Below are 13,142 nucleotides of genomic sequence, written 5' to 3'. Positions count from 1 at the left end.
TCGGGTTATTCAGAATTGTTGGGAACTGCGTTCCAGTCCCTTGATGACATCGACTTGCGGTCCGGCTGGCGCTTGCGCCACACGGCGGTGCATGACAGGGCGGGCGACGGGGGCCAGGTGGGGCACCACCAGTTTGGCGTCGAGCAGGCTGGTCTTGGTCGCACCGTCCGTGTTGACCGGCTTGTCCTCGATCTGGTTGCGCAGCACCAGCGAGAGCGTGCCCACGCTGCGCGCCAGGTCCAGTTTTTCGGCCTGTTCCGGCGTCAGTTCCAGGGTGACGGCATTGACCACCTTGGGCTTGGTGTCGTCACGGTTCGACTCCTGGGCGATGGCCAGCACCAGTATGCGTTCGAGCACGATTTTTGAAATACTGGGATCGCGCCCGCTGCCGTTCTTGGCCATTTCATCCTGGGTATTGACCAGGATGTCGACGTAATTGCCGGGCAGGGCGAAACCGGCCACGCCCACCACGTCGTTGACGCGCACCGTCATGGCCCGCTTGCCTTCGCCGACGACCGCCGACAAGCCACCCTGCGTGCCCGGTGGCGCCAGCTTGCTTTCCATGATGGCTTCGCCGTGCTGGATGCTGGTGCGCGTGACGCGCGCGTCGAGCAGCTTGGCGTCATTGATGGCGCCGGGCGGCAAGGCGTTGGCAGGCCAGTCCACCATGCGCACCATCTCGGGCGAGATGCGCGCGCCCAGGCTGATATCGACCAGCGCGACTGCCACCTTGTTGGTATTGCCCGATGCCTGGGCATTGATCCAGCGCGCGGCCACGATGACAGCCACGAACGCCAGGATGACCGCAAAGGCCATCATCGTTATAGCGCGTGTGTTTCTCATTTTGATACTCCTTCATGCTGGACCACAGCCGGTCCGTTCTGGATGCCGTCGCTGCCATCGGCGGTGCCGAAATAGTTATCCCACGCCCAGCGCAGGGTCTTGATCTCCAGCCGCGGCGTACGGCTGTCATAGCGCGCGACATCACATAACTGGGCCAGGATGTCGCGTGGGTAGCAGGCCAGCAACTGGCGTCCCTGCTGGCCGTGCAGCTGCAGCAGGGAGTCGTAGACGGCATGGTTGAATTCCATGCCGAATTGCTGGCAGACATGGCGGAACACGGTTTCGTACTGCTGGCCGCTCAATGCGCCGACATGGATCTTGTAGCCTATCCTGCGCAAAAAGGAGTCATCGGCCAGGTGCTGCGGCGCCATGTTCGAGGAAAACACCACGATCACGTCGAAGGGCACGGGGAACTTGTAACCTGTATGCAGCGACAGGTAATCGACGCGGCGCGCCATCGGCACGATCCAGCGGTTCATCAGTTCTACCGGTGAGCAGCGCTGGCGGCCCAGGTCATCGATGATGAAGATGCCGTTGTTGGCTTTTAAGTGCGGCGGCGCCTGGTACAGGCGCGAGCCGGGATCGAATTGCAGGTCCAGCATGTCGAGCGTCAGTTCGCCGCCTGTCAGCACGGTGGGGCGCAGGGCGCGCACCCAGCGCGGATCGGGCGGCAGGGGCGCATTGCTGGCCAGGGTATGCAGCATGGGATCGAGAAAGGGCAGCACTTCGCCATCGACCATCACTGCATACGGCAGGGCGATGGCGCCGCTGAGCAAACCGTGCAGGCGTTCAGCCAGATAGGTCTTGCCGCTGCCGGCCGGGCCATGCAGGAATAGCGCGCGGCCGGAATTCATGGCGCAGCCCAGCTGCTCCAATATCTGTGGGTCGACGACCACCTCGGCGAACTGCAGTTGCACGATGTCGCGCGTGACCTGCATGCGCGCCACGCTTTGTGCCTGGACCTGGGCGCTGTAGTCGGCCAGGGTAACGGGCGCAGGGCCGCTGTAGGCATTGCGCCGCAGGTAGTCGGCAGCGCGCAGCCTTCCCTGGTCGACCAGGTGGTAATGCAGGTCGGCGTCGGTGCCGCTGTTGCCGTTGCGCTGGACCTCGCACAGCTTTTCGGCGCGCATGAAGGCCAGCAGCGGTTCGAGCACGCCGGCTCCCAGCTTGACGTGGGCCGACAGTGCGGGCAGGCCGATCTGGCCGCGCTGGAAGATCACCTTCATCAGCAATTCCACGAGAAACAGGAACGGCAGGCCGGTGTCGGCCACGTTGCGCGGTGCGCGCATGGCGGCGGGCATGACGCTGCCGTCCGCTGGCGCTTCTGGATAATTGTCGGGCATGATGGTTGCTCCTTGTTCCCGGGCTGGTGGCGAATTTAGAAAATCAAGGGCAGCAAGCGGTATTTCACTTGCCGCATATACACGCGGTAGCGCACGTCGGCCGCCAGGAAGCGTTCTTCACGCAGCAGCCGTGCTACCAGCATCAGCATGGCCAGCGTGTACACCACGCCATTGCTCGGCGAAGCATTGGTCAGCAGGTAGGCGCTCGACGACACCAGGTAACTGGCATACACGGGATGGCGTACCAGGCGGTACATGCCGCCCGTCTTGATGGTGCGCTGCGCTGCCACCAGGCCGAAGCTGCGGTTCAGCGACAGCAGGCCCGCCATCTGCAGCAGGCTGCCGATGGCCAGCAGATAGCGTGCCCCTGGCCAGATCGCCATGTCGGACGGCGCGAAGAAAAACGGCGCGAAGGTGGCGCCGATGGCCAGTAGCCAGTCGCGGCTATCGGCCGAGACGCTCACGGGTGGCGAGCGTACGATGAAGAACAGGGCGGCCAGGGTTTCTGCGCCGCAGAACAGCAGGTAGCTCCAGTCGCCGCCGCGCAGGAAGGCGAGCACGTGGGCGCTGGCGAAGATGCCCCACAGGCAGGCCATGGCGATGCCGGTGAGGAGGCTGGCGCGCCGTGAGGCTAGCAGATTGGCGAAGGTTTCCATGATCGTTCCCTTGTCGATGGGTGCTTGGGCGTGTCAGCGCCAGAGCCACAGGTGGTGGTAGTTGAGCAGCAGCTGCAGGCCGGTGCCGCTGGCGATGGCGAAGGCATAGGCCAGCCTGCCAGTGGCGGCCGGTGGCTCGGTGATGCTGGCAGGGCCACCGGCCATGCTGGTCAGCAGGGCGGACAACAGCATGTAATAAGTATTTTTCAAGACCAGGCGCAAGCGGCGTCCGGCCAGCGCGGCGGCAAGGGCCAGCACGCCGCCGCTGAGCAAGGTCAGCAGGACGGCTTCCAGCGTGGCTTGCGGTCCGAGGAAGGCGCCGCACATGGCCATCAGCTTGACGTCGCCGGCGCCCAGTGCGCGCAGCAGATACATGGGCAGCAGCAGGCTCAGTCCGATGGCGCTGCCGGCCAGCGACGGCAAGAAACCCAGGCCGCCAAACGGCACTTCGAACAGTCCGGCGCCAGGAGACAGGCTGGCATGCAGGGCGATGCCAGCCAGGGTGCCCAGCAGCACCAGGCGATTCGGGATGCGGCGCGTGCGCAAGTCGTGCCACAGGGCGGTGCCCAGCAGCGCTGCCAGCATGGACAGGCACAGCAGCATGGGCAGAGGGGCATTCATGATGGCAGCCTGTTCATCGCTGGCGCTGCATGCATGGGCACGGGCGCGGCGCTGCGGCGCGCGCCCAGCGCCAGACCGACCAGTTGCCAGATCAGCGCCGCACCGGCCGCACCCACATAGCCGTCCAGCGCATAGTGCCAGCCCAGGTGGATGGAGCCGAGCATGATCAGCACGGCGAAGAGGGAGAAAGCGATGCCAGTGGCGCGGTTGACGCGCCAGCCCAGCAGCGTCATCAGCATGGCCGTGGCGACATGGATGCTGGGCATGGCCGAGATGCCCAGTTCGCCCCTGGCGCCCTGGCTTTGATAGCCTTGCCACAGCATGTCTTGCACCGGCAGCGCCCAGACGGGTAGCTGCTGATTGGCCGTGTGCAGATAAGCCATCAGGGGGGCATAGGGATTGCTACTGTACAGATGGCCGTAATAGCACGGACCGACGGAAGAGAACAGCACGGCCACGACGCTGCCCAGCACGATGCAGCTGAGGACAAAGCTGAGCAGGAATTGCATGCGCAGCTGGGGCCGGCGGATGTCGAGGAACTGCCAGTACAGCACGCTGTACAGCAATAGAAACCACAGGTGATACGTGAAATTGAGCAGACAGGTGATCCAGGGGTGGCCCAGTAGTGGTTGCAGCCACAGCCAGGGTGCATGGCCGCCGTGCAGGGCGATATCCCAGGCAGAGAGGCGGCTGTCCCAGGTGTAGGGATGCAGGCGGGGAATGGCGGCTTTGACGATGGTGAAGCTGGCCGTAAACAAGGGTGTGAGCAATAGCACCGGCAGGGCGCGCAGCAAGCGTCCCTGGCCCAGGTAGCGGCATAGTTGCTGGTACAGGAAATGGCTCAGGCGCGCCGGGCGCAGCATGGCCATGACATAGATGACGTAGCCGCACAGCATCAGCACGGGGCCAATCAGCAGGGCGACGATGAAGCCACCGACTACATTGAGGATCTCAAATGGCGTCGGCAGGCGGCCTGTCAGTGCGGCGGCCACGGCGGCGTAGGGCAATACGATCAGCAGCAGGGCGCGGTGCGCGCGCAGCGGGGCGGCAACGGTGTTCATGACAGTGCCAGGACCATCTGGTCCTTGACGTAAAGAAAAAGCTGTCCGACCTGCACACCCAGCAGGCTGATGCTGATCACCAGCACGATCGCCAGCAGGCCGGCCAGCAGCGCATATTCGATCGCTGTCACGGCGCAGTCTTCATGCAGGCAGGCGAACAGGGTTTTCATGATGGGTTCCGGTCGGTAGGGAGCGGTGGTGGCAGCCGGGCCGGCAAATCGCCAGCCCGGCGTTCCGCGACGTCAGGCGTTGGCGGTGGTCAAGGCGGCACCGATCTTGCTGAAGGTCGTATTCAACTGCGTACCGACAATTTTCACGGAGGCAATGATCACGACGGCGATCAGGGCGGCGATCAGGCCGTATTCAATGGCGGTAACACCATCTTCTTCACGGATAAATTTCTTGATGAGGTTCATGACTACTCCTAGAGGTGGTTGAGGTGCAGCGGTGGGTACAACGGTATTGCTGTCATGGTCACGGACTTTCCCCCAGTGCCAGCAGCCCGATGATGCAAACCACCGCGATCAGTGCCGCGACCAGCGCATAGCGGTAGAACGTGGCCCTTTTCTTGCTCTGCAAATAAGCGGACAGTGATGCAGGAAGAAACTTGTCAGGGCGCATGCCGTGCTCCGTGTCGTGGTGGACCGTGGCGCGTAATCTGCACTTCGGTAGTTCCACTATAGAGTTCGGTGTGTTGATCTACATCAGATGAACCTCCTCTTTTGACAAGGAGGATTAGTTCGTTTTTGTCATGACAATTGTCATGGGACGAGCAGGAGGGAAGGCAGGGAAGGCAGGCAGGGAAGGACGGCGGGGACGAGGAGGCGCTTCAGGCCGTGGGCGGCATCTCGCCCAGCCTGTGCTTGGTGGCGTAGGCGTACAGTTCCAAACGGTTGTAGAGACCCAGTTTGCGGTATATCGCGGTCAGGTGATTGCGCAGGGTATGCTCGGAAATGAACAGCTGTTCGGCCAGCTGCCGGGCCGGCGTGCCGCTGCCGTAGACCAGGGCGGCGATGACTTTTCTTTCTTTCGACGTCAGCGTGCCGATCGCAGTCGCTTGCGCCGCGCCGCCGCCCGGCTGGGTCAGCTGGGTCAGCATGCGTCCCAGCATGGCTTGCTCCAGCCACAACTCGCCGTGGTACACCTTTTCGATGGCCTTGAGCACCATGTCGGCCGGCGCATCCTTGCTGATCACGCCGCGCGCGCCTTTTAATACGGCGTCGTCCAGGGTGGCCTGGTCATGGCTGGCCGTCAGCACCAGGATGCGCGCGTTGCTGCGCTGGACCAGCAGCGGCAGGATGGCCAGCGAACTGACGCCGCCCAGGTCGAGGTCCAGCACGATGACGTCAGGCGAGAATGCCGCCGCCAGTGTCAGCGCCTCGGCGCTGTCCGAGGCCATGGCAACGACCCGCATGCCGGTCTGTTCACCGCCGATCAGCCGTTCCAGGCCCCACAGCATGGTCTTGTGGTCGTCCACCAGCATCACGCTGATGGCTGGGCGGGCGGAAGTCATGGCATGCGCTGGATTCATATCGGGATCTCGATCTGCACGGAAGTGTGGCCCAGGGTGTTGTGGGTGACGCGCGCGCCGCCCCCCAGCGCGGCAGCCCGTTCGGCCAGCGAGTCGGGCAGGAAGTCGGGTACATGGGTGGCCGCGCATTCATTGTTGATGCTGATATGCAGCGCGCCGCGTATGCAGGCCAGGGTGATGATGCCGTGGCGCGCACTGGTATGTTTGCGGATATTGCTCATGCCTTCGTTGACGATCTGAAACACTTCAGCCGCCAGGCGGTCGTTGATATGCAACTCGCCCTCTACTTGCAACACAATATCGATGCCATAGAACTCGCGGATCTGGCTGGCCTGGCGCCGCAAGGCGAGCAGCAGTTCCGGTTCGCTTTGCACCAGGCCATTCTTGAACGTGCGCGCATAGCTGCGCAAGTCGGCGATCACCTGGCCCGACATGCCGATCAGCTTTTCCAGCGCCGGCAAGAGCGGGTTGTCCGCTCCGGCTTCATTGCGCAGGGCGGCCAGGCCGTGGCGCAGGCCGATATATGGCTGGATGGCCGTGTCATGCAAGTCGCGGGCGATTTTTTCGCGTTCGCGCGAGGCGGCCTGCGATGCCAGCCTGTCGAGCAGGTCGATGTTTTCAATCACGGGAAAGGCCTGCGCCCCGATGTGGCTGAGGAAAAGGGCGTCGGTTTTGCTCAGGCTGGTAGCGGAAACCAGATACAAACGGCCTTTTCCGTTGCGCAAAGGCAAAGGAGCACTGATGAAGGAGTGCGCTTCCAGCAGCTCTGCCAGGCTGGCGCCAGCTACCGCTTCATGCCGCAGCCAACGTCCGCTGTCCGTGTCCAGCACGCGTGCGCCGCCCATCCAGGGCAACCATGAGAACAAAGGCTGGTTGTATAGCACGATTTTGTCTGGCGGAAACCCCAGCAGTGGACTGGCCGCCTCGTTGTTCAGGATCGCATGGGTGTTGACGACTTCCTTTCCTGTGCACAAGGTGCTACGTAGCGACCAGTGCGCTTGACCCTTGTCCTGCATCACCAGCAGGCAACTGCGGCCGTTGAAATAGCTGCGTGTTTTTTCCAGTACCGAATTGATAGTTTGTTCGACGCCAAAGCGGGGATTCGATAGCAAGCTGACGTCGCGCAGCAGAGCCAGGTGGCTGCGCTGGGTGATGGCAGAGCCGCCCCAGTAGGCGATCATGTAGCCGAGCGCCAGCAAAAAAGTGGTGCGCAGCATCAGACGCGACAGTTCTACCTCCGTCTCGCCCAGCAGCGCCGTGGCGGCGAACAGGCCTGCCGACGCCAGCGTGATGCGGGCGCCTTCCTCGAAGCCGCGCTGGAAGGAAGAAGTCAGAATGGCAAAGAAGAAAAACAGGAAGAACAGGTTGCTGTGCCGGGTGGTGGAAAAGACGATCAGCGCGTACCACCCCACATCGAGCCAGTACAGCAGCATGTCTTGCGGCAAGGTGACGCCCAGCAAGGCAAGGACGTAGAGCAGCAGACTGTGCAAGGTGTAGGCGGAAAAGATGAGCCAGGTGACTTTGCTCAGGTTGCCAGCGCTTTCCGGATCGACGAACAGTGTCAGCAAGGTTGCGCCGGACAGCAGCAAGCGCATGCCATTGACCATGGTGGTATCCATGCCAGCGCCAGGCAAGCCGGACTTGAGAGGAGGATCGAGGTTCACAAGCACTCCTGGCGGCCTCCGCGCCTAGATGGAACAGGCGCATGAATGGATACCGCAGATAAATTCTTGTTGTTCTTATTCCAATATATGAAGTCTACGCACCTGCCGCCAGTATGTCTACTGGAATTAAATGCGGCTGTTGCTGGCTGCGGCCTGGGGAAAGGTGGAGATACTTCAGGTGGTTTGCACCGTCACCCGGTTGCGCCCTGAGCGCTTGGCCAGGTAGAGCGCGCGGTCGGCGCCGCCGATCAGGGCGGCGATATCGAGCGGCTGGTGCGGCAGATGGGTATGCTGGGTGGCGACACCGATGCTGACCGTAATGTGCTTGAGGTCATTGCCCGTCTTTTCATGCGGGATGCGCAGCTCGGCTACCCTCTGGCGCATTGCTTCCGCCATTTGCAGTGCTTGCGCGGCATCGCTGTCGGGCAGGATGGCGGCAAATTCTTCGCCGCCATAGCGGGCCAGCAAGTCGGTCGGGCGCTGCAGCATGGCCGCCAGTTCGGCGGCGACCTGGATCAGGCAGCCATCGCCCTGCTGGTGGCCGTAATGGTCGTTATAGTCCTTGAAATGATCGATATCGATCATCAGCAGCGACAGCGGGCTGCTGTTGCGCATGGCGCGCCGCATTTCCCGCTCGATGGCCACGTCGAAATGGCGGCGGTTGGCGATGCCCGTCAAACCGTCCGAGAAGGTTTGCGAGCGCAGCACCATCGTCTGCTCGCGCAGCAATTTTTCGCGGCCCACGGCGATGGTGACATCGTTGATCTGGATCAGACAATGACGTGGCGAGTCGCTCAGGTTGATGGGCGTGACGGCGATCGCCTGCTGCATGCGTTCCTGTGCTGCGTTTTCGATAGCCGCTGCGCCGTGCGTGTACAGGGCAAATGGCGCTTTGTGCAGGGTTTGCGACAGCAGCGACTGGAAATTGTCGCGCAGGGCCTGGCGGATGGCCGAGTCTATGCGCTTGTGCTGCAGCTCGGGAAAGACCTCGAAAAAGTCGCGCCCCAGCACGGCGTCGGCCGACCATGCGGAATGGCGCGACATCCATTGGTTCCACAGCACGATGCGGCCCGTCTCGTCGAGCACGATGGCGCCCAGGTTCACGGCGCCGATGATGCTTTCAAGCAAACTCAATCGATGTACGGCATCTGGCATGGTGTGTACGCCTGTCACGCCTGTCCCAAGGCCTTGGCCAGATAGCGGTTAACCTGTTCTTTCAGGTCATGCAGGGCGGACAGGTCGAGCACAAAAGCGACATAACCGTGGATCTGGTGTTTGGCGAGTACGAAATCGATATGCAGCATCAGCACCACGGCGTCGTCCGGGCCGCTGAACGAGGACATGATCTGCGCGCTGGTGCCCACATGGTACAAGGGCAGCGAGCCATGCAGTTCGCTGTCGAACAGGTTGGCCAAAGTTCCTACGCAGGAATTGAGGATGATGTTGCCGATCTCGCTCATCGCCTCCTGTTCCATCTCCGTCAGCTCTTGCAGCGGCACGCTGTCGCCTACCATCAGGCGCACGATTTCCAGGCTCTTGTCTTCCGGGAACATCAAGATGGCTTCGGTGGCGAAGGCGCCATCGTAATGCTGGCTGACGCCGCAGATGCGTTCGCCATCTTTCTTGCTGCCCAGCAGGGCGGCCGCATCGGCGCGGTTCAGGAAAGTGATGGAAGGCACCGACATGATGACTTCTTCATTGACGATTTCACTCATCGCGGCCGCCGCATGGCCGACCCCGATGTTGAAGATCTCTACCAGCGCATCATTCTCGAGTTCGGAGAGATTGACCATACTAAGCTTCCAGCGAGTCGATCAGCTGGTGTATGCGTGTTTCGGTGATGGGTTTTTCCATGAAGCCGACTTTCAGCTCGCTGGCGCGGTTGCGGATGGCGTTTTGCACATTGGCGGTGACGAGGAAGATGTGCGTGTGCGGATACAGCGCGCGCAATTGTTCCGCCGTCGCCACGCCGCCCATGCCGGGCATGTTGACATCGAGCAAAATCAGGTAAGGGGTGAGCGCCCTGGCCTTTTCCAGTGCTTCTTCCCCGGTTGCCGCTTCAGTGACCTGCCAGTGGGCATGTTTGCTGAGGATGAACTGATGTGCCATCAAACGTGAAACCCGGCTGTCATCGACAACAAGTACCTGTTTACTGTGATCCATGTGGTGTTCCTGAAGCGTCATATGCTGTGAATAGTGGCATTTTCGCATATTTTGACGTGCATCTAGGGGAATTGGCTAATAAATTGCTTCAAAGCAAATTATTCAAACATTTCTTGTTGGTCAAAATACATGCTGTGGCTGGACTACGCGGCCAAGGACGGTTTACCGTGCTGCCCATGCTTTAAAATAGCGGCATTCCCACCTCAGCCTTTTATGCCATGACCCAAGACGAATTGAAGCAAGCCGTAGCCCGCGCCGCCATCCAGCATGTAGTGGCCGGTGAAATCATCGGTGTCGGCACCGGTTCCACCGCCAATTTTTTCATCGATGAGCTGGCCAAGATCAAAGACAGCATCAAGGGCGCAGTCGCCTCGTCCGAAGCCACCGCTGCCCGCCTGGCCGGCCACGGCATACCCGTGTTCGACCTGAACGACGTGGCCTCGATCGCTGTCTACATCGACGGCGCCGACGAAATCACGGCCAGCGGTGCCATGATCAAGGGCGGCGGCGCGGCATTGACGCGTGAAAAAATCGTCGCGTCGGTAGCCAAGCAGTTCGTCTGCATCGCCGACGGCTCCAAGCTGGTCGATACCCTGGGCGCCTTCCCGCTGCCGGTAGAAGTGGTGCCGATGGCGCGCGCCGCCGTCTCGCGCCAGCTGGCCGCGCTGGGCGGCACGCCGCGTCTGCGCCTGAAGCCAGGCAGCGATGCCGCCTTTTTGACCGACAACGGCGGCGAAATCATCGACGTGCTGGGCCTCAAAATTGCCGATCCGGTGGCGCTGGAACAGCAGATCAACCAGATCGTCGGCGTGATCGCCGTCGGCCTGTTCGCCGTGCGCGGCGCCAATGTGTGCCTGCTGGGTACGCCTGAAGGCGTGCGCACGCTGAGCTACTAAAAAAAGCCGGCCTCCGTGCCGGCTGATGTATTTCAGACAGCGGCCCCTTGTGGGCCGCTATGCATTTGGGCCTGGCGATAAAAGGCCACGGTGCGCAGCAAGCCGCCGATAAAGATGCCGCTGAACAAACCATACACGGCGCAGACGGGCAGCACGAAGCCACTCGCGTGGGCGTAGGCCGGGACGATGGCCAGGCTGACGGCCACCGTATATTTCATGCAGAAAATCCCCATCATCAGTATCAAGGGCGTCCAGCTGCCGGGACGCTGCACGCTGCCCCGTTCAGGGTAGGCGGTCAGCTTGCGGGTATTGGTCAGCGACCAGGCCAGCGCGCCGCCAGCGACTGCGCCTGCCAGCCAGGCGACCGGTGCGGCGCCGTCAAGGCCGAAACTGCCGCCCACGCCGCTCAGGGACAGGGCCAGCATCACCAGCGGAATGATGGACAGCTTGCGCAAAGTCACTTCGCGCGCACGGCTGGCCAGCACGCCGCGATACACCAGGAAGCCCAGGATGGCCCAGACATAGAGGGGAGTGTGGCTGAAGATTTGCTGCAACATGGTGTCCGCCGTGTGATGTGGTTGTCGATGGACGTACTTTGCCTGCCAGCGGCGACCAGGGCGAGCGGACTGCGACGAAACGGGGAAGGTGTGCCGTGAAACAGCTGGCGGCGGCGTGAAACGAGGAGCAGGAGAGGCGAACTACCCGTGGCGCGGCGGCCACGGGCAGGAAAGCAAAAAACTTATTCCGTAGGAGGAACATATCCCATGGCGGCATCGGCGCCATCGCCGAAGAAATGCTTTTCCATTTGCGTGGCCAGGTATTTGCGGGCGCGCGCGTCGGCCAGGTTCAAGCGGTTTTCATTGACCAGCATGGTTTGATGCTTGAGCCAGGCAGCCCAGGCTTCTTTCGACACCGATTCATAGATTTTCTTGCCCAGTTCACCTGGGTACGGCGGGAAGTCCAGTCCTTCGGCTTCCTTGTTGAGTTTGATGCAATGGATAGTGCGGGCCATCTGTGCTCCTGAATCGGTGTAGAGATAAAGCGTGATTATAAGGCACTTTGCGCGTCCGCCTGCGGGGGCTGCTGCTGATGGCTTGCGGGCTTTTGGCAGGCCCTTGCGCAGGATCAAATTTGATCTGCGTGGGCCGAGCTAGTAAGATGGCTTATCACGCAGGCAGCTCTCTCCCTCTCTGCACAGTCAACCGTTGTAATTAACCAATTGGAATCCCCTATGGCCTCAGTCAAAGTCAATGGCATCAATGTCAGCAATGAAGGCAGCTTTACGCTGTTTGGCGGCATCAACGTGCTTGAGTCGCGCGATCTCGCCCTGCGCAGCTGCGAAGAATATGTGCGCGTGACGCAAAAACTGGGCATTCCCTATGTCTTCAAGGCCAGTTTCGACAAGGCCAACCGCTCGTCCATTCATTCCTACCGTGGCCCCGGCCTGGAAGAAGGTTTGCGGATCTTCCAGGATGTGAAGGCTGCCTTCGGCGTGCCCATCATCACCGACGTGCATGAGCCATGGCAGGCGGCCCAGGTGGCTGAAGTGGTTGATGTACTGCAACTGCCGGCCTTTTTGGCGCGCCAGACAGACCTGGTAGTGGCCCTGGCCAAGACTGGCAAGGTGATCAACATCAAGAAGCCGCAATTTCTGAGCCCTGGCCAGATGGCCAATATTGTTGAAAAGTTCAAGGAAGCGGGCAACGATCAACTGATTTTGTGCGACCGCGGCACTTGCTTAGGTTACGACAACCTGGTGGTCGACATGCTGGGCTTTGGCGTGATGAAGCAGACTTGCGACGGCTTGCCGATCATTTTCGACGTGACGCACGCCCTGCAGCAGCGCGATCCGGGCGGTGCTGCCTCGGGCGGCCGCCGCCAGCAAGTGGCCGACCTGGCCCGCGCCGGCCTGGCCGTCGGCATCGCCGGCCTGTTCCTGGAAGCCCATCCTGACCCGGACAACGCCCGCTGCGACGGCCCTAGCGCCTTGCCATTGGATCAGCTGGAACCATTCTTGACGCAACTGAAAGCGCTGGATGATCTGGTCAAGTCGTTTGCGCCGCTGAATATTAAATAAGAATATTCGTGTAAAAAGCCCGCCTTGTGCGTAATGCCGTTCAGTTAAGACTGAACGGCATTTTTATTTGGGTCTTGTAAACGGCAAGTTCAGCTGTTAACCTGCCGAGCATGCTCGATGACCCTCTTCATTTCCTTGCTCACCACCTTGAAACGCCTGACTGGCGCCGCTTGGGCGAACATTTACCGGTCGACTGGATCGAACAAGCTGTACAGCGTACCGAGGCCACCAGCATCCGCCACCGGCGCCTGCCGGCCGAGCAAGTCGTCTGGTTGATGGTGGCATTG

18 protein-coding genes are annotated in these 13,142 nt (G+C 61.4%); 3 read left to right on the top strand and 15 right to left on the bottom strand.

Annotated features, from left to right (window positions below):
• Positions 1–9: 9 nt before the first annotated feature.
• The 13 genes from cpaB to HDE72_RS15520 all read right to left on the bottom strand — a co-directional run bounded on the left by cpaB (position 10) and on the right by HDE72_RS15520 (position 9,882).
• Entirely contained in the window at positions 10–843 is an 834-nt protein-coding gene (cpaB, locus tag HDE72_RS15580) for a Flp pilus assembly protein CpaB (protein ID WP_183742500.1), read from the bottom strand.
• Positions 840–2,186, bottom strand: a complete 1,347-nt coding sequence (locus HDE72_RS15575; protein WP_183742498.1) for an ATP-binding protein — start codon at positions 2,184–2,186, stop codon at positions 840–842. Before HDE72_RS15575 ends, cpaB begins: the two co-directional genes overlap by 4 nt.
• Positions 2,187–2,221: 35 nt before the next feature.
• Complete coding sequence (locus tag HDE72_RS15570) at positions 2,222–2,842, bottom strand: methyltransferase family protein (RefSeq protein WP_183742496.1); 621 nt, start codon at positions 2,840–2,842, stop codon at positions 2,222–2,224.
• Positions 2,843–2,875: 33 nt separating this feature from the next.
• Positions 2,876–3,463: an A24 family peptidase gene (locus HDE72_RS15565; protein WP_221291288.1), complete on the bottom strand. Its 588-nt coding sequence runs from the start codon at positions 3,461–3,463 to the stop codon at positions 2,876–2,878.
• Complete coding sequence (locus HDE72_RS15560) at positions 3,460–4,524, bottom strand: phosphatase PAP2 family protein (protein ID WP_183742494.1); 1,065 nt, start codon at positions 4,522–4,524, stop codon at positions 3,460–3,462. Before HDE72_RS15560 ends, HDE72_RS15565 begins: the two co-directional genes overlap by 4 nt.
• A complete protein-coding gene (locus HDE72_RS15555; protein ID WP_183742492.1) occupies positions 4,521–4,694 on the bottom strand; it encodes a Flp family type IVb pilin in 174 nt (57 codons plus the stop codon). Before HDE72_RS15555 ends, HDE72_RS15560 begins: the two co-directional genes overlap by 4 nt.
• A 72-nt stretch (positions 4,695–4,766) precedes the next feature.
• The gene (locus HDE72_RS15550) at positions 4,767–4,940 is read right to left on the bottom strand and encodes a Flp family type IVb pilin (RefSeq protein ID WP_183742490.1); all 174 of its coding nucleotides are present in this window, start codon (positions 4,938–4,940) and stop codon (positions 4,767–4,769) included.
• A 58-nt stretch (positions 4,941–4,998) separates the two neighbouring features.
• The gene (locus HDE72_RS15545) at positions 4,999–5,145 is read right to left on the bottom strand and encodes a hypothetical protein (RefSeq protein WP_183742488.1); all 147 of its coding nucleotides are present in this window, start codon (positions 5,143–5,145) and stop codon (positions 4,999–5,001) included.
• A 208-nt stretch (positions 5,146–5,353) separates the two neighbouring features.
• Complete coding sequence (locus HDE72_RS15540) at positions 5,354–6,037, bottom strand: response regulator (protein WP_260176725.1); 684 nt, start codon at positions 6,035–6,037, stop codon at positions 5,354–5,356.
• Between the two features lie 14 nt (positions 6,038–6,051).
• Complete coding sequence (locus HDE72_RS27990) at positions 6,052–7,719, bottom strand: sensor histidine kinase (protein WP_183742486.1); 1,668 nt, start codon at positions 7,717–7,719, stop codon at positions 6,052–6,054.
• A gap of 174 nt (positions 7,720–7,893) precedes the next feature.
• On the bottom strand, positions 7,894–8,874 hold the full coding sequence (locus HDE72_RS15530; RefSeq protein WP_183742484.1) for a sensor domain-containing diguanylate cyclase: 981 nt from the start codon (positions 8,872–8,874) through the stop codon (positions 7,894–7,896).
• Positions 8,875–8,888: 14 nt separating this feature from the next.
• Positions 8,889–9,512 carry a chemotaxis protein CheC gene (locus HDE72_RS15525; RefSeq protein ID WP_183742482.1) on the bottom strand — a complete coding sequence of 208 codons (624 nt, stop codon included), beginning with the start codon at positions 9,510–9,512 and terminating at the stop codon, positions 8,889–8,891.
• Position 9,513: 1 nt separating this feature from the next.
• The gene (locus tag HDE72_RS15520) at positions 9,514–9,882 is read right to left on the bottom strand and encodes a response regulator (RefSeq protein WP_183742480.1); all 369 of its coding nucleotides are present in this window, start codon (positions 9,880–9,882) and stop codon (positions 9,514–9,516) included.
• Positions 9,883–10,100: 218 nt separating this feature from the next.
• On the opposite strand from HDE72_RS15520, the gene rpiA reads away from it, so the two are divergent.
• Positions 10,101–10,778: a ribose-5-phosphate isomerase RpiA gene (rpiA, locus tag HDE72_RS15515; protein ID WP_183742478.1), complete on the top strand. Its 678-nt coding sequence runs from the start codon at positions 10,101–10,103 to the stop codon at positions 10,776–10,778.
• 32 nt (positions 10,779–10,810) lie between these two features.
• Here the strand turns inward: rpiA and HDE72_RS15510 are convergent, their stop codons facing one another.
• A complete protein-coding gene (locus HDE72_RS15510; protein ID WP_183742476.1) occupies positions 10,811–11,335 on the bottom strand; it encodes a DUF6622 family protein in 525 nt (174 codons plus the stop codon).
• A 182-nt stretch (positions 11,336–11,517) separates the two neighbouring features.
• A complete protein-coding gene (locus tag HDE72_RS15505; protein ID WP_034750797.1) occupies positions 11,518–11,790 on the bottom strand; it encodes an oxidative damage protection protein in 273 nt (90 codons plus the stop codon).
• A gap of 219 nt (positions 11,791–12,009) precedes the next feature.
• Between HDE72_RS15505 and kdsA the strand changes: the two genes are divergently transcribed.
• Both kdsA and HDE72_RS15495 read left to right on the top strand, forming a co-directional pair.
• A complete protein-coding gene (gene kdsA, locus HDE72_RS15500; protein ID WP_183742474.1) occupies positions 12,010–12,855 on the top strand; it encodes a 3-deoxy-8-phosphooctulonate synthase in 846 nt (281 codons plus the stop codon).
• 110 nt (positions 12,856–12,965) lie between these two features.
• Positions 12,966–13,142: transposase domain-containing protein (locus tag HDE72_RS15495; protein WP_183742472.1), on the top strand; the 177-nt coding region annotated here is incomplete at its 3' end.

The organism is Janthinobacterium saanense, from assembly GCF_014200675.1.
Classification (GTDB): Bacteria; Pseudomonadota; Gammaproteobacteria; order Burkholderiales; family Burkholderiaceae_D; genus Janthinobacterium.
The sequence above is the reverse complement of the archived record's forward strand: the minus strand, read 5'-3'. Positions and strand labels throughout refer to the sequence as shown.